The sequence below is a fragment of the Arthrobacter sp. ZBG10 genome (assembly GCF_001238605.1).
Lineage (GTDB): Bacteria > Actinomycetota > Actinomycetes > Actinomycetales > Micrococcaceae > Arthrobacter.
Genome location: NZ_LFQH01000050.1, coordinates 1 through 18,246, shown reverse-complemented (window position 1 = coordinate 18,246; position 18,246 = coordinate 1). Strand labels below are relative to the sequence as shown.

The 18,246-nt window shown below is 66.8% G+C and carries 20 protein-coding genes and 1 riboswitch; of the genes, 10 read left to right on the top strand and 10 right to left on the bottom strand.

The window, feature by feature from the left end; all coding sequences use genetic code 11:
* Nucleotides 1-73 precede the first annotated feature (73 nt).
* The 4 genes from ACU18_RS12865 to ACU18_RS12850 are packed head-to-tail and all read left to right on the top strand — an operon-like array spanning nucleotide 74 to nucleotide 4,395.
* Nucleotides 74-907 carry an ABC transporter ATP-binding protein gene (locus tag ACU18_RS12865; protein WP_082178318.1) on the top strand — a complete coding sequence of 278 codons (834 nt, stop codon included), beginning with the start codon at nucleotides 74-76 and terminating at the stop codon, nucleotides 905-907.
* A complete protein-coding gene (locus ACU18_RS12860) occupies nucleotides 904-2,940 on the top strand; it encodes a YhgE/Pip family protein (protein ID WP_050686106.1) in 2,037 nt (678 codons plus the stop codon). The genes ACU18_RS12865 and ACU18_RS12860 overlap by 4 nt, the downstream gene beginning before the upstream one ends.
* Nucleotides 2,937-3,704 carry a TetR/AcrR family transcriptional regulator gene (locus ACU18_RS12855; RefSeq protein WP_050686104.1) on the top strand — a complete coding sequence of 256 codons (768 nt, stop codon included), beginning with the start codon at nucleotides 2,937-2,939 and terminating at the stop codon, nucleotides 3,702-3,704. Before ACU18_RS12860 ends, ACU18_RS12855 begins: the two co-directional genes overlap by 4 nt.
* 7 nt (nucleotides 3,705-3,711) lie before the next feature.
* Nucleotides 3,712-4,395 (top strand): hypothetical protein, encoded by a 684-nt coding sequence (locus ACU18_RS12850; protein WP_231686074.1) that lies wholly within the window; start codon nucleotides 3,712-3,714, stop codon nucleotides 4,393-4,395.
* Nucleotides 4,396-4,508: 113 nt separating this feature from the next.
* Here ACU18_RS12850 and ACU18_RS12845 read toward each other — a convergent pair whose 3' ends face one another.
* The gene (locus tag ACU18_RS12845) at nucleotides 4,509-5,483 is read right to left on the bottom strand and encodes an EamA family transporter (protein ID WP_197273576.1); all 975 of its coding nucleotides are present in this window, start codon (nucleotides 5,481-5,483) and stop codon (nucleotides 4,509-4,511) included.
* 72 nt (nucleotides 5,484-5,555) lie between these two features.
* Here ACU18_RS12845 and ACU18_RS12840 point away from each other — a divergent pair, with 72 nt between their 5' ends.
* Entirely contained in the window at nucleotides 5,556-6,464 is a 909-nt protein-coding gene (locus ACU18_RS12840) for a LysR family transcriptional regulator (RefSeq protein WP_050686164.1), read from the top strand.
* On the opposite strand, the gene ACU18_RS12835 is transcribed toward ACU18_RS12840, so the two are convergent.
* The gene (locus tag ACU18_RS12835; protein ID WP_050686102.1) at nucleotides 6,442-6,969 is read right to left on the bottom strand and encodes a SixA phosphatase family protein; all 528 of its coding nucleotides are present in this window, start codon (nucleotides 6,967-6,969) and stop codon (nucleotides 6,442-6,444) included. The genes ACU18_RS12840 and ACU18_RS12835 overlap by 23 nt on opposite strands.
* A gap of 66 nt (nucleotides 6,970-7,035) precedes the next feature.
* Nucleotides 7,036-7,899 (bottom strand): winged helix-turn-helix domain-containing protein, encoded by an 864-nt coding sequence (locus tag ACU18_RS12830; RefSeq protein WP_050686100.1) that lies wholly within the window; start codon nucleotides 7,897-7,899, stop codon nucleotides 7,036-7,038.
* Nucleotides 7,900-8,600: 701 nt separating this feature from the next.
* Here ACU18_RS12830 and ACU18_RS12825 point away from each other — a divergent pair.
* The 4 genes from ACU18_RS12825 (at nucleotide 8,601) to ACU18_RS12810 (ending at nucleotide 12,430) form a co-directional block, all read left to right on the top strand.
* Nucleotides 8,601-9,341: a response regulator transcription factor gene (locus ACU18_RS12825; RefSeq protein ID WP_050686098.1), complete on the top strand. Its 741-nt coding sequence runs from the start codon at nucleotides 8,601-8,603 to the stop codon at nucleotides 9,339-9,341.
* Nucleotides 9,342-9,346: 5 nt separating this feature from the next.
* On the top strand, nucleotides 9,347-10,858 hold the full coding sequence (locus tag ACU18_RS12820; RefSeq protein WP_050686096.1) for a sensor histidine kinase: 1,512 nt from the start codon (nucleotides 9,347-9,349) through the stop codon (nucleotides 10,856-10,858).
* Nucleotides 10,859-10,977: 119 nt separating this feature from the next.
* Nucleotides 10,978-11,129, top strand: a riboswitch (cyclic di-AMP (ydaO/yuaA leader).
* Between the two features lie 5 nt (nucleotides 11,130-11,134).
* Nucleotides 11,135-11,887: a hypothetical protein gene (locus ACU18_RS12815; RefSeq protein WP_050686095.1), complete on the top strand. Its 753-nt coding sequence runs from the start codon at nucleotides 11,135-11,137 to the stop codon at nucleotides 11,885-11,887.
* Nucleotides 11,888-11,980: 93 nt separating this feature from the next.
* Nucleotides 11,981-12,430, top strand: a complete 450-nt coding sequence (locus tag ACU18_RS12810) for a YdeI/OmpD-associated family protein (protein ID WP_050686094.1) — start codon at nucleotides 11,981-11,983, stop codon at nucleotides 12,428-12,430.
* Nucleotides 12,431-12,516: 86 nt separating this feature from the next.
* On the opposite strand, the gene ACU18_RS12805 is transcribed toward ACU18_RS12810, so the two are convergent.
* The 3 genes from ACU18_RS12805 to ACU18_RS12795 form a co-directional block, all read right to left on the bottom strand.
* The gene (locus ACU18_RS12805; protein ID WP_050686093.1) at nucleotides 12,517-12,894 is read right to left on the bottom strand and encodes a glyoxalase superfamily protein; all 378 of its coding nucleotides are present in this window, start codon (nucleotides 12,892-12,894) and stop codon (nucleotides 12,517-12,519) included.
* 102 nt (nucleotides 12,895-12,996) lie between these two features.
* Complete coding sequence (upp, locus tag ACU18_RS12800) at nucleotides 12,997-13,632, bottom strand: uracil phosphoribosyltransferase (protein WP_050686092.1); 636 nt, start codon at nucleotides 13,630-13,632, stop codon at nucleotides 12,997-12,999.
* A 76-nt stretch (nucleotides 13,633-13,708) separates the two neighbouring features.
* Nucleotides 13,709-14,455, bottom strand: a complete 747-nt coding sequence (locus tag ACU18_RS12795) for a phosphatase PAP2 family protein (RefSeq protein WP_050686091.1) — start codon at nucleotides 14,453-14,455, stop codon at nucleotides 13,709-13,711.
* Between the two features lie 61 nt (nucleotides 14,456-14,516).
* Between ACU18_RS12795 and ACU18_RS12790 the strand changes: the two genes are divergently transcribed.
* On the top strand, nucleotides 14,517-15,149 hold the full coding sequence (locus ACU18_RS12790) for a nucleoside deaminase (protein ID WP_050686089.1): 633 nt from the start codon (nucleotides 14,517-14,519) through the stop codon (nucleotides 15,147-15,149).
* A gap of 98 nt (nucleotides 15,150-15,247) precedes the next feature.
* Here the strand turns inward: ACU18_RS12790 and ACU18_RS12785 are convergent, their stop codons facing one another.
* The 4 genes from ACU18_RS12785 to ACU18_RS20240 form a co-directional block, all read right to left on the bottom strand.
* Nucleotides 15,248-16,363: a glycosyltransferase family 4 protein gene (locus tag ACU18_RS12785; protein ID WP_082178315.1), complete on the bottom strand. Its 1,116-nt coding sequence runs from the start codon at nucleotides 16,361-16,363 to the stop codon at nucleotides 15,248-15,250.
* Nucleotides 16,364-16,366: 3 nt separating this feature from the next.
* A complete protein-coding gene (locus ACU18_RS12780; RefSeq protein WP_050686088.1) occupies nucleotides 16,367-16,762 on the bottom strand; it encodes a 6-pyruvoyl trahydropterin synthase family protein in 396 nt (131 codons plus the stop codon).
* A 3-nt stretch (nucleotides 16,763-16,765) separates the two neighbouring features.
* Nucleotides 16,766-17,788 carry a zinc-dependent alcohol dehydrogenase gene (locus ACU18_RS12775; RefSeq protein WP_050686086.1) on the bottom strand — a complete coding sequence of 341 codons (1,023 nt, stop codon included), beginning with the start codon at nucleotides 17,786-17,788 and terminating at the stop codon, nucleotides 16,766-16,768.
* A 249-nt stretch (nucleotides 17,789-18,037) separates the two neighbouring features.
* Nucleotides 18,038-18,246: hypothetical protein (locus ACU18_RS20240; RefSeq protein ID WP_231686073.1), on the bottom strand; the 209-nt coding region annotated here is incomplete at its 5' end.

Genomic DNA, 18,246 nt, shown 5'->3' with positions numbered 1-18,246 from the left:
GAGGCGTAGCTATTTGAACTGACCAGTCAGTTCGGTTAGGCTGGATACAGACGTATCCCCTGAAAGGCCTTCCTTGCTCTCAGCACACCAGCTTCACGTCCCCGGACGCCGGGACCCGCTAGTCCCCGCCACCTCACTCTCGGTGCGGCGCGGCGGGCTCCTTCTGGTCACCGGCGCCCGGCAGGACCAGCGGACCGCGCTGGCCCTTGCCCTCAGCGGCCGGATGAAGCCAGGCGGGGGAACCATCACCTGGGACGCCAATCCGCGCATCAAAGTGCTTCGGCAGGCCAGTGCGCTGGTGGACGCGGTGGACGTCAACGAGCCCGAGCGGCACCTCAGTGTCCGCGACCTGGTGACCGAGGACCTGGCACTCATCCCCCGCCGCTACCGTGGGGCGCTGCTCAGCAAACCCTGGCTCAAGGTCCACAGCTTCGAGGACATCGCGGACCTCTGGACCGAGCAACTGGGCCCGAAGCGGCGCCTCGAACTGTTGACGGCGCTTGCCCTGGCGAACCCGCACACGGACCTTGTGGTGGTGGATTCCCCGGACCGGCACAGCGCGGATCCCCAGGACTGGCTGCCGCGGCTGATGCAGTTGGCGGCCGACGGCGGCCGGCAGCTCGCCGTCGTCGCCACCGTCAGTGCCGTCCCGGCGTTGTGGTCGGGGGCTGTCGCGGAAATCGGCAACGCTGTGCCCGGGCAGGAAAATGACGGGCCGGAAACTGCCGTACCAGAGCCCACCACGCCGGGTTCCGTGGCCGTGCGCTCCGGCGCAGTGGAGCCACAGCCGGCGGAACCCACCCCTGCTCAGCCGGCGCCGGCCACCACAACGCAGCCGGAGCCGGAGCCGGAGCCAAGAGTGCCGGCCAGACAAATAGCCGAAACCGAAACTGAGGTTGCCAAGTGACAGTGCTGCGGCTGGCCCGCTCCGAACTCAAGCGCATGACCGGTGGGCTGCTGCCCAAGCTGACCATTCTTGCCCTGACAATGGTCCCGCTGCTGTACGGCGCGGTGTACCTCTACGCCAACTGGGATCCGTACGGCAACCTGGACCACCTGGACGCCGCCCTGGTGGTGGAGGATACCGGCGCCACCGCAGCCGACGGCAGCACCCTGGCCGCCGGCGAAAAAGTGGCCGACAGCCTGGTGGACGGCAACGTCTTCCACTGGATCCCCGTGGCAAGCACGCAGGAGGCGGATCAGGGCGTCAGCAACGGCGACTACGCCTTTGCGCTGAAAATTCCGCAGGACTTTTCCGCCAACCTGGTCTCGCCGGGCAGCTTCGACTCCGCCAGCCAGGCCATGCTCAATGTCACCACCAACGACGCCAACAATTACCTCCTGAGCACCATCGTGGACAAGCTGACCACCGCGGTGCACAGCACCGTGGCCACGGAGGTGGGCGAAGAGACTGCCAACCAGCTGCTCACGGGCTTTGGCACCATCCACACCCAGATGCTCAAGGCCGCTGACGGCGCGGGGCAACTGGCCGATGGTGTAGCCACCCTTCGGGACGGAACCGCTACCCTGCATGATGGAACAACTGCCCTGAACAGCGGAGCCAACGAACTCTACGCGGGGCAGGTGAAGCTCCGCGACGGTGCCAACCAGCTGACGGAGGGTGCCGGCTCCCTGAGCAGCGGGCTGTCCCTTCTTAGGGACAAAACGTCCATGCTCCCCACCGATTCAAAGACGCTGGCGGACGGTGCGGCGCAGGTCGCGGCTGGAAACGCGCAGCTCAACACCAAGGTCCAGGACGTTGCCGCACAACTGGAGGCCGCGGACAAAGGCCTCCGGGACCGGGTGGTGGCATCCAACACCCGGCTGATGGACGCAGGCGTGATCACGAAGGAGCAGGCAGACAGCATTCTTGCCGACTTCGACGCAGTGGCCGCGTCCAACCCGGTCACCACGGCCAAAACGAAGCTGCAGACCGACGCCGCCCAGATCCAGCAGCTGGCGGACGGCGCAGAAGCTGTCAGCGTCGGCGCATCCCAGCTGGCTGCCGCTACCCCCGCCCTGAAGGACGCCATTGTGCAGGCTTCAGGTGGTGCGGACCAGCTGCACACCGGCGCCGCCACCCTGGCCACCGGCGAACAGACCGCCGTGGACGGCACAGGTTCCCTGGTGGCCGGAGCCGGAAAGCTCGACGACGGCGCCGCCCAGCTTGCCGCGGGTGCCGGCACAGCCGCGGACGGGTCCAGGACCCTGGCAGACGAAATCGGCAAGGGCGCGGGCCAGGTACCCAACCCCGACGACACACAAAAGAGCAACCTCTCCCGCGTGATCGCCGATCCAGTGTCCGTCAGCAACGTCTCGCAGGCGAAGGCAGGCTCGTACGGGGCGGGGCTGGCACCCTTCTTCCTCACCCTCGCCATGTGGATCGGAATCTTTATGCTGGTCCAGGCGATGCGGCCCATCACCCAGCGTGCGCTGGCCTCCAACGCGCCGTCGTGGAAGATTGCGGTGGGCGGCTGGCTGCCGTTCCTGGCGGTATCGGTGGTCCAGGCCACCCTGCTGACGCTGGTGGTGGACCTGGCGCTGGGACTGAACCCGGCCCACCCGTTCCTGATGTGGCTCTTCCTGCTGGCGGCCGCCATGGCCTTCAGCGCGCTCATCCAGGGTGTGGTGGCCCTGCTGGGTTCCCCCGGCAAGCTGGTGGTGCTGATCCTGCTGGTACTGCAGCTGGTGTCCTCCGGCGGCACGTTCCCGTGGCAGACCACGCCGCAGCCCCTCCACGTGGTCCATGAAATCCTGCCCATGGGATATGTGGTCACCGGCATGCGGCACCTGATCTACGGCGCCGACCTGTCCATGATCATCCCCACCGTGCTGGGGCTGCTGGGCTACACCCTCCTGGGGGCAGCCCTGTCCACCCTGGCAGTACGCAAAAACAAATACTGGACGCTGAAAAGCCTCAAGCCGGAGATCGCCGTATGAGCATCGGAACCCCTGAGCCTGCCAAAGCCCTGCGGCCCGCACGCACCGGCGCCACCCGGCAGAAAATCTTCGACGCTTCCATGGAGCTGATCGGCGAGCGCGGGGCCGCCGGTGTGACTGTTGATGAGATCGCTGCGGCCTCGGGCGTTTCCAAGGGCACCGTCTATTACAACTTCGGCAGCAAATCCGAGCTGATTGCCCAACTGTTGCGGCACGGTGTGGACATCCTCAAGGCCCGGCTGGAGGGACCTGCCCCCGCCGTTCCCGCCGGCGCCCAGGACCCAGCCGGCACGCAGGATCCCGCCACCGCTGGCACGCAGGATCCCGACACCTCCGGCACGCAGGATCCCGCCGGCACCCAGGATCCCGCTCAGCCTGTTCCCGCCGGCACCCAGGATCCGTTGCTTGCCATGGAATGGATGATCGGTGCGGCCATGGACTTTATGTCCGACTACCCTTCCTTCGCCCGCCTGTGGGTGAGCGAAAACTGGCGCATCCCCAGCGAATGGCAGGGAACGTTCGCTGTGCTGCGCGGTGAACTACTGGCGGTGATCGGCGCTGCGGTGGAGAACGTGGCCAAAACCTACCCCGTGGACACGACCGTTTCGCGCGGCAGCCTGGAAACGGCGATCTTCGGCGCCTGCTTTGTGGTGGGACTGGACCGGCAGACCTACAACCCGGAGCGCACCCGTGACCAAAGCGTTGCAGCAATCATGGCCATCATGCGCGGCTACGTCCTGAAGGCGCCCGCGCCTGCGGGATGATGGAGCAATGCGCCACATTGGGAACAGCGGCAAGTTCGCGGTAGTCACGGGGATCGTGGCCTTGGGCCTGCTGGTCCTCACCGGGATGACACTCGCGCTGCCCGTGTTCTTTGCGTTCCTGGGGGTCCTCACAGTGGCATTTTTGGCCGCCGTTGGCGAGATCCTGGTCCGCGGCCGGCGGGTTGCCCTCTTGGCAGCGGGCGCCTGTTTCAGCCTGGCCATTGGCTTCAGCCTGGCGTTCCTGAGTACCTGGGAGCTCGCCTTCGCCGGCCAGCGCTCGTTCATTGGGACCCCGCTGCCCACCGGCGATCCGGACGACTACTTTTATGGGGCCGGGGCTGCTGCCGCGGCTACACTCGTCATCCTCGTCCTTGGAGCAGCGTGGCCGGCTGGCCGCCGGGCCAGGCAGGGAACCTCCGGACGGCGCATGCCGGGCCAAACCCGCGCCGGCCGACCCCGCCCCGGCCAAACCGGCACCACACGGACCCGCAGCACGCCACGCGGGACCTCCCAAGGGGGAAAATCCCAGCGGGGGGCTGCCACCGGCCGGGCACGTACCGGCGTACCAGCCCAGGCCCGGCGCGCGGCCGCAGCCCGCGCTGCCGCCGCCGGGCGCACTGCGTCCCAGCGGACATCAACGCAACGCACAGCCGCCCAACGCTCAGCAACCCAACGCACGCCGCAGCAGTAGGCGCCGGAACACCAGCCCAACAAACGCCGCCGCAGCGCACGCCGCCGCAGTAAACGCCGGAACACCAACCCACAAACGCCGCCGCAGCACACGCCGGCACAGCGCACCCCGGCTCAGCGCACCCCGGTCCCGCGCATACCCGCGGCGCCTACCCCGTCCACGCCGTCAACCCCGTCTACCGTCAACGGATCCAGGCCTGCGCGCCGGCTCTGGCGCCGGCCCCGCCCGAAGGTGAGGACCGCCGTCGCCACCCCCGCCAGGAGCAGCAGCCCGCCGGCAACTTCCGGCCCCGAGGGCACCTCACCCAGCACCAGCCAGGCGGCGCTCATCCCCACCACTGGCACCAGCAGCGTAAACGGCACCACCGACGACGACGGGTGGCTGGCCAGGAGCCGGTTCCAGATGCCGTATCCCACCAGCGATGCGAAGACGGCCGTGTAGAGCGCGCTCAGGATGGTGGGTGCCTGCAGGTTGCCCAGCGTAGTGAACACCGCTTCGGGGCCGTCCACCACGAGTGACAGGCCGGCCAGCGGCAGCGGCACCACGGCCCCCGACCAGACCACCAGGCCCAGCCCGGATGCCGCCTTGGCCCGCCGGGCAATGACATTTCCCGCCGCCCAGGAAAGGGCCGCCGCCAGCACAATCACCAGGGGCAGCAACGGTGCAACGGCACTGCGCCCGGTAGCCACGACGGCGAGGCCCGCCACACCAAGAACCACCCCGCCCACCTGCCGGCGGCTGGGCCGTTCACCCAGGAACATCGACGCCAGCAGGATGGTCAGCAGGACCTGCGCCTGCAGGACCAGTGAGGCGAGGCCCGCGGGCATCCCCAGCGCCATGGCGAGGTAGAGGAGCCCGAACTGGCCGGCGCTCATAAAGAGTCCGACACCGATGATTGCCGCCCAGCTTACGTCCGGTTTCCGGATGAAGAAGATGCAGGGGAACACCACCAGGACAAACCGGATGGCCACAAACAGCAGGGGCGGAACCTCCTGGCCAGCGGGGTGCAGGCCGATGTCGATGGCCACGAAGTTCAAGCCCCACAGGACGGCGACTGCTATGGCCAACAGGGTGTCACGGAGATTCATGGTCTCACTGTCGCAGACTGACGAATGAAGCACCAGCGTTGAATTGTTTATAAAACAATGTACGTTTGCTTCATGATCGATATTGGCTCACTGCGTGCCCTTGCAGCCGTTGAACAGCACGGATCGGTGATCGCCGCTTCGGAGTCGATCGGCTTCAGCCCCTCGGCCGTTTCCCAGCAGGTCAAGAAGCTGGAGAAGGAGGCGGGCTTCGCGGTCCTGGAACGGCGGGGCCGCGGTGTGCTGCTGACCGAGCGGGGTCAAGCGCTGGCCGCCTACGGCCGGCGGATCCTTGCCGAACTGGAGGAACTCCAGTCCACCCTGCTGGCCGATCCCGCAAAACCCGAGGGCAAGCTCCGGGTGGTGGCCTTCTCCACCGCCTGCCGGGGGCTGGTGGGCCCCCTCCTGGGCCGCCTGGCTGCGGCCGGCACCATGCTGGACGTTAGCGTCCTGGCCGAGGATCCGCGGGAGGCGGTGGCCCGCGTGGCCAATGGAGAGGCCGACTTAGGCCTGGTCCACAACTGGAACTCAGTGCCCCTGGTGATTCCGGAGCACCTCACCCTCGAGTGGCTGTGCGAGGACGTGGCCGATGTTTTGGTCCATCGGGACCACCCGCTGGCCGGCCGGACCGAGGTTGAACCGGCCCACCTGGTGGGGGAACGGTGGATCAGTACGCCCAACGGGGCAATCTGCAACGAAGCCCTGCTGCGGATCTTCACCGGGCTGGGCCGGGTGCCCAACATCCAGGTCTACGATCCTGATTTTGCCACGCACATCGCGCTGGTCCAGCAGGGCGCCGTGGTGGCCCTGGTGCCGCGGCTGGGCCGGGGGGTGCTGCCGCCGGAGGTGGTGGCCGTGCCGGTGACCAACCCGGCGCAGGCACGGCAGGTGGGGATCGTCTACCGCCGCACCATGACAGCCAGCCCGGGCATCAGGCACGTGGCAGCGATACTGCGGGAGATCAGCGGGCCCGCGGAACTGTAAAGCTGGTGATCCGGGCGTCCTGGCCGTCCAGTTCGGCCCACGTCTTCTCCGTCTCCAGCACCGTGAGGGCATTTGTGGGGTACCGGGTGGCGGCGTCCATGTAGGCGTCATGTTCCGAATCACGCGACGCCAGGTGCATGGCCAGGTCCTGGACACCGGGCAGGTGCGAGATCAGCATCAGGGTGGTCACGGTATCCGGCACCTGGTTGACCACCGAGAGCATCCGCAGCGCGGATGCGGCGTACAAGCCACCTTCCAGCTTGGGCGTGGGCGCCTTATCGCCCAGTTCCGAGCACACCCAGGTGCAGGTCTGCCGCGTCCGCAGCGCGCTCGAGCAGAGGATGAAATCCGGCAGCACGTTATGGTCCACAAGCCAGCGGCCGGCGGCGGGCGCATCGCGGTGCCCCCGTTCCTCCAGCGGACGGTCATGGTCGGCCACCCCGCCCGGCCAGTCAGCCTTGGCATGGCGCATCAGGACCAGGCGTTTTACGTGATGCTCACTCATGGCCCAAGCCTATCGCCCGCCCCGCACCCAACCGCGGCGGCCATCTGCCTCCGGGCGCTAGTAAGGCTAGATCGAGTATTCCGGAGCGGCCCAGACAACAACTTCGGGGTGCTCGTAGAAGCGGTAACCCTGGCCACGGACCGTGCGCACCGTGTTGGCCAGGCGTCCCAGCTTGGAGCGGAGGCGGCGGATGTGCACGTCGATGGTGCGCTCATTGGGCACTTCCTCGGCGTTGCGCCACAGCCCCTCAAGAAGCTCGTCACGGCCAACCGTGCGGGTGCCGTTTTCCACCAGGTAGTTCAGGAGTTCGAACTCCTTGAAGGTCAGGTTCAGCGACTCGCCGTCCAGGTGCACCTCGCGGCGGGCCAGGTCGATCAGGACGCCGGAGGGCCGGGGTTCCTGGGGAAGCTGGGGACGCGGGGTTTCGGTGCGCTGGCGGGCGTTGACGGTGGGGTCGCCAAAGGTGGAACGGACGACGTCGAGCGCGGAACCGGGGGTGCCTGCCGGAGCCACGGCAACGGCGGCGTAGCTTTCGGCGCCGGTGACCAGGGACTGGGCGTAGGCCCGGATTTCCTGGGCGAGCTTGGCGATGGAGGTACCTGCGGCTGCGGCGGTTTCCTCATCGATGCCCATGTAGAGAACAAAGCCGCGGGCCACGTTCTCGTTCGCCACAGGGCGGACGGCGTTGGGCCCGGCAATCACGGGGGTGGGGGCCGTAAGGGGCGCGGGCTCGGCAGGAACGGCGCGGAGCTGCCCGTAGGAGTTGGGGTTATATCCCTGGGGGGCGTAGCCCTGCGCAGGGAAGGTGTTTCCGCTGCCTGCGGGAGCCAGCGCGGGGCGGGGTCCGAAGCCCGGGCGAAGACCCGAGGGCTGGCCGGCCTTGGCGGCGTTACGGACGGAGATGTGGACGTATCCGGATGCAACGGTCATGTTGTGCTTACCTCAATGTGAATGGCCGCCTGGGCGGCTCGAATGCTGGGTTTCCCCGCACTGCGAATTGGGGAGGGACGCCCGACGCTGGGCTGGGGGCGAATGCCTAAGAACTTCGGAGGGTGGGAAGTCAGGCGTACATTCGACAACAGCGCATGTCGGCAGCAGCGGGTGTGCTGGGCCAATATTCTGCGGCTGCAGGTGCTGTTGAGTTCTTGTTCACATTGGAAGTGTGACGCGTAACAATGCCAACTTGCAAGTAACAATGGACGGCATCGTCCGCATGGTGAGACAAAATGCGCTTTTGTGTTGCAGATCACGATTCTGTCCGGTGTAAAGAATAACGTTCGTTATCCGTTCAGCACCTGGAAAATCCATGTTGTTGAGAACAATATTCGGCAATTCCTTCTTTTAGGATTAAGAACTTCAGCCAAGCCGAATTCACGAAAATTCCTCCCTTCCCGCACCCTGCTGTCCAGCCGATGTCCGGCTTTTCCGGAAAAAGTTCCCGGTGCGCTCCCGCAAGATCCCTGCAGCCTGGCCCCTGGACGTTCTTCGAAGGCCCTGGAGCCGGTCGGGACTCCCGCCAGCTGCGGCGGACGTTCCAACCGGAGCGGCACCCAGGTCGCTAGGCTGGGATTCACAGCCTGGACACAGGAACCCCAAAGCCGGGCTTAACCGAACGATCGGAGAGTTGTCCCATGGCCACTTCGCACTCCATGACCAACAACCTCCCCCAGCTGTCCCACCCGGACGGGTCCCCCATCCGGGCCCTGGTGGTTGACGACGAGCCCAGCCTCTCCGAACTGATGAGCATGGGCCTGCGCATGGCGGGCTGGTCTGTTGCCGTGGCCGCGGACGGGCCGGAGGCCGTGAAGCTGGCCAAGGACTTCCGCCCGGACGTCCTGGTGCTGGATGTGATGCTCCCCGGCTTTGACGGCGTCGAGTTGCTGGGCCGGATCCGGGCGTTCGCCCCGGAGGTACCCGCGCTGTTCCTGACGGCCAAGGACGCCATCCAGGACCGGATAGTGGGCCTGGCGGCGGGCGGGGACGATTACGTCACCAAACCATTCAGCATGGAGGAGGTCCTGCTGCGGCTGCACAGGCTGGTGCAGCGTTCCGGGGTGGCCGCCATGGATACCTCCGAACTGGTGGTGGGCGACCTGGTCCTGAATATCGATACCCGGGAAGTGACCCGCGCCGGTGACGACGTGCAGCTGACCGCCACCCAGTTCGAGCTGCTCCGCTACCTGATGGAGAACCCCAAGCGGGTCATCAGCAAGGCCCAGATCCTGGACCGGGTGTGGGACTACGACTTCGGTGGCCAGGCCAACATCGTGGAGCTCTACATTTCCTACCTGCGCAAAAAAATTGATGCCGTGCACCCGCCCATGATCCATACCGTGCGCGGTGCCGGCTACGTCATCAAGCCTGCAGAGTAGGTTCCGTGGCCACCACACCAGCCCCGGAGGCACCCCGCCGGAGCGTGCTCCGACCCGCCACCTGGCATCTGCGGACGCGCTTGGTGGCATTGGCCATGGCCCTGCTGATCGCCATCTGCGGCGCGGTGGGAGTGGTCAGCTACGCCTCAATGGATGCCTTCCTCACCCGCCAGCTTGATGCCCAGCTGAGCCAGGCGGCGGAGCGGGCCAACGATCCCGGCCGCCCGCCGCAGGGCGGCTTCAACGGCCGGGACCCACTGGACGCACGGGGCCAGAGTGTGGGCACCGTCAACGCCAGCATCCGCAACGGCCAGGTGAACACGGGCGGTTTCCTCGCCTCAGACACCACCCGCACCCCCCTCGCGGCTGACGACAAGCCTGTCCTCCTGGGCCTGGCGACGGACGGCAAGCCAGTGGACCGGGAACTGTCCAACGGCAGCTACCGGCTGGTGGCCGTCGAAACCTCTTTCGGCGACGTCCTGGTGACCGGGCTCCCCCTGGCAGTCAAGGACAGCACGCTCACGTCGCTGGTGTGGACATTCATTTTTGTGTCCCTGGGCGGTCTCCTGCTGGTCGGGCTGATCGGCACCGTCCTGATCCGGCGCACCATGAAACCGCTGGAACAACTCTCGGAAGTGGCCACGAGGGTCTCCCAACTGCCGCTGGACGCCGGCGAGGTGGCACTCGCGGTGCGCGTCCCGCCGTCGAACTCCAATCCGGGAACCGAGGTGGGCAGCGTGGGGCATGCGCTGAACCTGATGCTGGACAACGTGGCCAGCGCGCTGCAGGCGAGGCAGAAAAGCGAAACCAAGGTGCGCCAGTTTGTGGCTGACGCCTCGCATGAACTCCGCACCCCGCTGACGGCCATCCGTGGTTATACGGAGCTGATGCGCATGACGGAGCAGTTCACGCCCGACGGTGCCCGTTCGCTGGCACGCGTGCAGAGCCAGTCCGAGCGTATGACGGCGCTGGTGGAAGACCTGCTGCTGCTGGCGCGGCTGGATGAGGGCCAGCCGCTGAAGCTCAGCGAGGTGGACCTGACGCAACTCATGGTGGAAAGCGTCAGCGACGAGAAGGTGATGGCACCCGGACACAATTGGCGCTTCGAACTGCCGGACGAGCCTGTGGTGGTCACGGGCGATCCAGCCCAGCTCCGTCAGGTCCTGATGAACCTGCTCTCGAACGCCCGGAAGCACACGCCGGCCGGAACCACCGTCCTGGCAGGGGTGGGTACGGCCGACAACACGGCGTTCGTCACGGTGACGGACGACGGCGGCGGGATCCCGGCAGGGTTCGTGGACCAGGTCTTTTCACGCTTTGCCCGCGCGGACGCGGCCAGGAAAGGCAGCGGCGACCAGGCCGGGGCCGCCGCCGCGGAGGGCACCAGCGGGCTGGGGCTTTCCATCGTCCAGTCGATCATCGAGGCGCACGGCGGGAAGGTCTGGGTGACGTCCGAGCCGGGCAGAACGCAATTCACCATCTCCCTCCCACTCGCGGCAGCCGCCCCCACAACCTGACACGCCGCCGTCGTGATGTCCGTTACCTAAATGTGACTTAAGCTTCGGACTCCTGTACCGTCGAAAGGGTGCGGTTCCCGTTCGGGGCGCATGTCCGGATGACGCCTAGCTCTGCCGCTTCCCGGATCCTTCTTGACCCATGGCAGAGGCGGGGGACCCACAGTCCCGGGCACTGCGTGCCCTTGGGGTTAAGCCATTTTCGTGAATTTTCCGGATGGCCGGATGCCCTCATCCGAACCCGACAGCTAACTCCGCAGGTGTGAGAGGCGATCCATCATGTCTGAATTCCCGGTAGAAACGCGCCCGAAAAATGGGGCCGACAGTCCATTCCACACCAAAAAGCGCGGCATTGCCTTCCTGGGCCGGCGCACGGCCATCCTCGCCGCGTCCTGCGCCCTGCTGGTGGGAGTCGGTGCCGCCGGCCAAGCCACCAGCTCCGTCACCTCCCCTGTGGCGGCTGAAACAAAAGCCGCCGAGGCAAGCTCCTCACTGAGACTGGAGAAGAGCGAAATCCAGGCTGCGCCGAGCGAATCTGCGGCGCCGATCGCTGTTGCACCCCAGGCCGCCGAGCCCGCTCCGGCTGCTCCTGCTGCGGAACCGGCGCCCGCCGTGGAAGCCGCTCCTGCCCCGGCCCCCGAGCCTGCACCGGCACCGGTTCCCGAGCCTGCCCCTGCGCCGGAGCCCGCTCCCGCACCGGAGCCCGCTCCCGTCGTCGCGGTTAATGACCCTGCCGGTGCGCAGGCCTATGCGGCCAGCCAGCTGGCATCCTACGGCTGGTCGGCGGACCAGATGCAGAGCCTGCTGACGCTCTGGACCAAGGAATCCGACTGGACAACTACGGCCACCAACGCGAGCAGCGGCGCCTATGGCATTGTCCAGTCGCTGCCGGCCGAGAAGATGGCAAGCTCCGGCGCGGATTACCTCACCAACTACCGCACCCAGATCAACTGGGGCCTGAACTACATCAAGGAGCGCTACGGCTCCCCCGCAGCCGCCCTGAACTTCCACCTCGCCAACAACTGGTACTAGGACCCGCGGGGTCCATCCCGGCGGTCCCGTCCCCGGGACCGCCGGGTCGCCTGCAGGTGACGCGGCGCTTCCGCGGGCACCATACTAAGGGGCATGAAATTCACCACCGTTATTGCCGGCTCCGGCAACAAGACCGGCATCGAAGTCCCGGCCAGCATTGTGGACGCCTTGGCGGCCGGAAAACGGCCGCCGGTGGTGGTGACGCTGAACGGGGCGTCCTACCGCAGCAGCATTGCCGTTATGGGCGGGCAGTACCTGATCGGCCTGAGCGCAGCCAATCGTGAGCTGACAGGGGCGGGCGCGGGCGACGCCGTTGAGGTGGACGTGGTGGTGGACACCGAACCACGCGTGGTGGAGGTGCCCGCTGACCTGGCGGCCGCGCTGGCTGCAGACAGCACCGCGTCCGACGCGTACGCCGCCTTGAACTACAGCGCCCAGCGGCGCCTGGTAGAGCCCCTGGCCCTGGCAAAAACCGAGGAGACCCGGGCCAGGCGCGTGGCTAAGGCAGTCTCGGACCTGAACCCTGGCCAGCAGCACGGTTAGCCGTTCAGTGCCCCAGCGCCCCGTCCGGCTTTGCACGTCACCCGGCTCCTGGCGTGCCCGTCCGGATTTTCACGGCAGGCCGTCAGCTACATGGGTGGAAGTTTAGCCATGCACTGGACGGCCCACTGGTTGCCGTCCGGGTCCTTGAAATACACAAACTCACCCCAGCCGGGGTCCGAGATATCCGTGACATCCACACCGTTGGCTTTCAGGTGCCGGTGCGCCTCCTGGATGTCAGGAACCACCAACTGCAGGTTGGGGGCGGACCCTGCCGGCGCATCCGAGAGCCCCTCGCCGATGGCGATGGAGCAGCCTGATCCGGGCGGGGTCAGCTGGACGAAGCGCAGGTTCTCGTTGACCCGGTGATCGTGGTCAAGGGTGAAACCCACTTGGTTCGCATAAAAATCCCGGGCACGGTCCACGTCGGAGACGGGCACCAGTACAAGTTCAAGTTTCCAGTCCATCCGCTCAGGGTAGCCCGGGTGCCGGGGCCAGGAAAGGGTTCCTGGCCCCTGGTTCGGCCACAACTGACCGCGCCGGCAGTTTTTGCGCGGCCCGGTGGCTGGTTAGCCTGCGATGCCGTAGAGTCGGTCGCCGGCGTCACCGAGGCCGGGAACGATGTAGGACTTCTCGTTGAGCCGCTCGTCAATGGAGGCCAGCACGATTGTCACATTGGACTCGCCCAGCTCCTCCTCCAGCTTCGCCAGGCCTTCCGGAGCTGCGAGGAGGCAGATGCAGGTGACGTCCGAGGCGCCGCGCTTGAACAGGAACTTGATGGCCTCGCGGAGTGTGCCGCCGGTGGCCAGCATGGGGTCCAGGACGAAGATCTGCCGGTCGGTGAGGTCTTCGGGCAGGCGCTCGGCGTAGGTGATGATTTCCAGGCTCTCCTCGTCCCGGGCCATGCCCAGGAAACCCACCTCAGCGGTGGGGACGAGCTTGGTCATGCCTTCAAGCATTCCCAGCCCCGCGCGCAGGATGGGAACCACCAGTGGTGTGGGTTTGGTGAAGGCGGTGCCCACCGTGGTGCTGACGGGAGTCTCGATGGTGACGGGCTGGGTGCGGACTTCGCGCGTGGCCTCGTAAGCCAGCAACGTCACCAACTCTTCCGTCAGTTGCCGGAACACCGGCGACGGGGTGTTTTTGTCCCGCAGGACGGTGAGCTTATGGGCGACCAGCGGGTGGTCCACAACAAGAGTGCGCATGGGTCTAAAACTATCATCCGGCGAACAGGTGGATCGGGCGTGCAGGCCCGTAAAGGCACTGTGGGTTGCGCTACTTCTACTCCTCGCGAAGGACCGGGTGCTCAAATGTCGGCGCGGGTCCGGCGTGGGCCTTCCTGCGGGTCAGATGGAACAGCCTGTGGGCCAGGATTACCATGCCCACCCACGCCAGGCCCAGGAACCAGCCTGCCATCACGTCCGTCATCCAGTGATGGCCCAGGAAGACCCTGCTCAGGCCCATGGCGACAATAAAGGCGCCGCCCACGGCGATAGCGGTAATGCGGACGGAGAGCCGTTCGAACTGCAGGCACATCAGGTAGATGAGCACACCGATCACCACAGTGGTGTTGAGGGTGTGGCCGCTGGGGAACGAGGGTGAATCCTCATACGGCGGAACGGCTTCGGCGTGGTCCGGCCGGGTCCTGCCCACCAGCCTTTTGCCTACGGTGGTTGCCAGCGTGGACACGGCTGCAGCGCCGGCAACGAGAAGGATGGGACGCCAGGTGCGGCTAAGGAACGTCAGCCACGCGGTGAGGATGCTGGCCAGGATCGGCATGCCGATGCCGCCGCCTACGTTGGTGAAGCCCGTGACGAAGGCGTCGGTTTCCGGGTTGCGGAGCGTTTGGGCGTAGTCAAGTGCCGGCAGGTCCAGGCTTGCAAGGCCCTCATCGTCCACCACGTCCGAATAGACTTCGGCGCCGAGGAGGGCAAGCGTGATGACCAGGGCACCGCCGATGATCAGGGTCAGCCAAAGGGCTGCGTATGGCTTGATCCACTTGTCCACACGGTCTCTGACGGTGCTCATTGTGCCTCCCGGCTAAAGTGCGTCACGGGTTCCGGATATCCGTCGAAACTATCATTGACCCATGGTCTCCGCTGGAATGAATCACAACGAATGGATGCGCCTTGCCCTGACGGAAGCCCGCGGCGCCCTCGACACCGGGGATGTTCCCATCGGGGCCGTGGTGGTGGGCCCTGACGGCGCGGTGCTGGGCTACGGCCGCAACCGGCGCGAGGAACTGGGCGATCCCACGGCCCATGCCGAAGTGGTGGCCATCCGCGCTGCTGCTGCCCGGCTGCGGGAGCTTGCCGCCACTCGCGGCGACGAGGGCGCTGAGCAAGGCAAAACTGCAGCGGGGAGCGGCGGGATCCAGCCCGTGGGCGGCGCGTCGGGCGCCGGTGCGCCTCTGGCCGATAAGCCCGTGGCCGGCACGCCCGCTGCCGGCCCTCTGGCCGGGGACGGCTGGCGGCTGTCGGACTGCACCCTTATAGTGACCCTGGAACCGTGCGCCATGTGCGCGGGTGCGGTGGTGCTGTCGCGGATTCCCCGCGTGGTCTTCGGGGCGTGGGACGAAAAGGCCGGGGCTGCGGGGTCTGTCTTCGATGTCTTGCGGGAACGCCGGCTCAATCATTGGGTTGAGGTTTATCCCGGAGTCCGCGAAGACGAATGCGCGGTGTTGCTCCGCGATTTTTTTGCGGGACACCGGAACGGGTCCTGACCGGGCGCCACGCCTGGGGTTGGCTGGCCGGGCACCAGGCGTGCGGGCGGTCCGGACCCCGGGCACCCGGCCTGGGGATGGGCTGGCCGGGGCTCGGGTCAGGCGCCGGCGAGGGCATCGAGGACGGACTGTGCCGTCACCGCCCAGCCAGGCAGGGCTTTCCGGGCTTCGCCGGCCGCGTCCCGCCACTCTGTCCGGGTTGCGGGTTTCGTGAGCCAGTTCCGGAGAACCCCCGCTAGCCTGGCCGGACTGTCTGCGCCGGCCTCGGGAAGTGCCACGGTTGTGCCGGGAAGCCGGGGCCCGCCGTCGTCCGCCACCAACCCCGCAAGCCCCAACGCCTCGACTGCCCCCGTGCCGTGGCGGACGACCGCGGGAATGCCGCGGGCCAACGATTCAGTGACCACCATGCCGAATGCTTCCGCCCGCGAGACCAACAGGCTCAGGTCAGCGGCATGCCACTCATTCGCCAACTCCTGACCGGCCAGTTCGCCCGGAACCCGCACACGTCCGTTCAGCCCGTTGGCCGTTATCGCCGCGCGGACCTTCACGGCGTAGCCGGGGTCGGCCTGGTCGGAACCCACCAGGGCGGCTGTCCAGTCGAGGTCCTGCAGCCGGGCAAGCGCCGATACCGCCAGCAGCTGGTCTTTGTTGGGGAGCAGCGCGGCAACGGCAAGGATATGCGGCGGCGCGGAGCCTGCGGCGAGTGCGGCGGGGGCGACCCCGGGACGGGCGGTATGGATCCGGCGGAGGTTGTGGCGGGCTGCAAGCGTGGCTGCGGCGGTGGCGCTGGTGCAGATAACACCGGTGGCGGCACGCAGCGCCCGGCCTTCCTTTTCCTGCGGGCCGGGATCCTGCGATGCCGGAACCGGCATGTGGACCAGGACCCACGTGTTTTGCCCGGCTTTTGCTGCCCATTCCATCTCGTCCGGTGCGCCGACGGCCACCAGCCCGTCAACGATGGTTGCTGGCGGGATGGGAGGGGTGGTGTGCCACCCGGAATCAGCTGCCGTGCCAGCGGTATGGTCCCAGGCGCCGAGGAGTGAGCCGAGGCGCCGCCGCTGGTTCGCGGAGGCGTCCGGCCAGGTCCCTTCGATGGCCAGTAGTTGCACCTTTGCGCCCAGTGATTCCAGTCCTGTCACCAGCCGGGCGTTGTAGGCGTTGCCGCCGGAGTTGTGGCGGATGTTTGCCGGCACCAGGAAGCGGAGGCGGGCCATGTTTCAGGTGGCGAGGTCCAGCGAGAAGGTGGCCCAGGCGTCGGGATTTTCACGCAGGGTGACGTCGATGCCTTCCAGTTGGCCGCCGTCGTCCGTTTCCTTGATTTCCGCTGCAACTTTTTGGGCGATGTATTCCGCCAGCGCCTCCGTGGTGCTGAGCTTTCCCTGGAAGTCGGGGTGCTCGTCCAGGTTCTTGTAGTTCAGGCCGGCGAGCACCCCTTCGATGACCGTGCCGGCGGCGCCGATGTCCAGGACTATGGCGTCGTTGTTAAGGCTCCGCCGGCGGAATGACACTTCCGCGACAAACGTGGCGCCGTGCAGGCCCTGGGCAGGGCCGAACGCTTCGCGCGGCAGGCTGTGGGCGATCATAAAGTGACGACGGACGGTCAGGTTGAACATGGGCTACCTCTGCGGGCTGGAAGGGACTTCGGGGTCTTGGGGGTATTCGATGACGTGGCACAGCGCGTTCCTCGCGCCGCTGGCGAGGTCCCTGACCACGTCCGGCAGGTCAGCAAAGGGCGACGAGCCCGTGAGGAAAGCTTCGAAGACGGGATCGGCCAGGAGCTGGACGGCGAGGTCCAAGCGGTCCGCGTTGGTGCGGCGATGGCGGCGCGCCCGTGCGACGACGCCAACCTGGCTGGCGCGGATCGAGAGGCGCCTGGCGTGGAAATCCTCGCCGAGTGGCAAGGTGACTTCCCGGTCGGCGTACCAGGACATTTCAATGACGTCGCCCTCGTCACCAACCAGTTGCAGGCTTCGCTCCAGGCCTTCCTGGGACGCGGAGCAGTGGAAGACGATGTCGCAGTCAGCCAGGGCGTCATCGGGGTGCGTGAAGTCGACACCAAGTGCGTCGGCGAGCTGCTCGCGGTCCGCATCGACGTCGATCAGCTGCAGCCGCCCCAGCGGGAACGTCCGCAACAGCGTAGCCACCATGCCGCCCACCAGCCCTGCGCCCACAACCGCCACGCGGTCGCCCAGCCGGGGGCCGGCTTCCCAGAGTGCGTTCACCGCTGTTTCGACAGTTCCCGTGAGCACTGCACGCCTGGACGGCACGTCAGCGGGAATCCTGGTCAACGAGCTGATAGGCACCACATAACGGTCCTGGTGCGGGTTCAGGCAGAAAACCCGTTGTCCCAGCCAGGCTTCGGGGCCGTCCTCCACCACTCCCACCGACAGGTAGCCGAATTTCACCGGCCCGGGGAAGTTCCCCTCCTGGTGCGGTGCACGCATCTCTTCGGCCACCCGGGGAGGCACCGAGCCGCGGTGCACCACCATCTCCGTGCCCTTGCTGATGCCGGAATAGAGCGTCCGGACCAGGGCTTCGTCGGGGCCCGGCGCGGACAATTCCTCGGAGCGCAGTTCGCCGTGCCCGCGCGCGGTGGTCCAGTACGCGGTGGCTTGGGTGTGATTCGCGAAATTAGTCATCTTACTGATGAATCTAGCGGGATATCTGCAGCCGGGGAAAGCCCGACGCCGGTGGAGTGCGTTCTGAAAAGGTCCGGAGCGGGACACTCAGGGCCCGGGACAGTCCTCCCGCATCGCACTAGGTGACGGGGGCTTTCTCGTAGGCCTGGCCCCTTTTGGTTGCCCTTTGCCCGGTCGGGTGCTTGGTACTGCTTTTTCGATGAGGTGTGCTGGAGTCAGCCGGTGCCGAAGCACGTGGATCGGCTGTTGTCAGCTGATATGTCTGGGCGTCTGGTAGTTCCGACTGCTCCGGCGCGCGCCGGTTGGGGACGTGGTGTTCAGGTGGCGGAGCGTCTTGGGTGTGCTGTTCTGCTGCTTGGTGTCTTTGGTGTTGTGGTTCCTGGTGTTGCCGTTCTGGTGCTGGGGTTTCTGGCGCTTGGCGTTGCTCCGTGTGGGGTTGTGTGGGGTGTTGTTGGGTC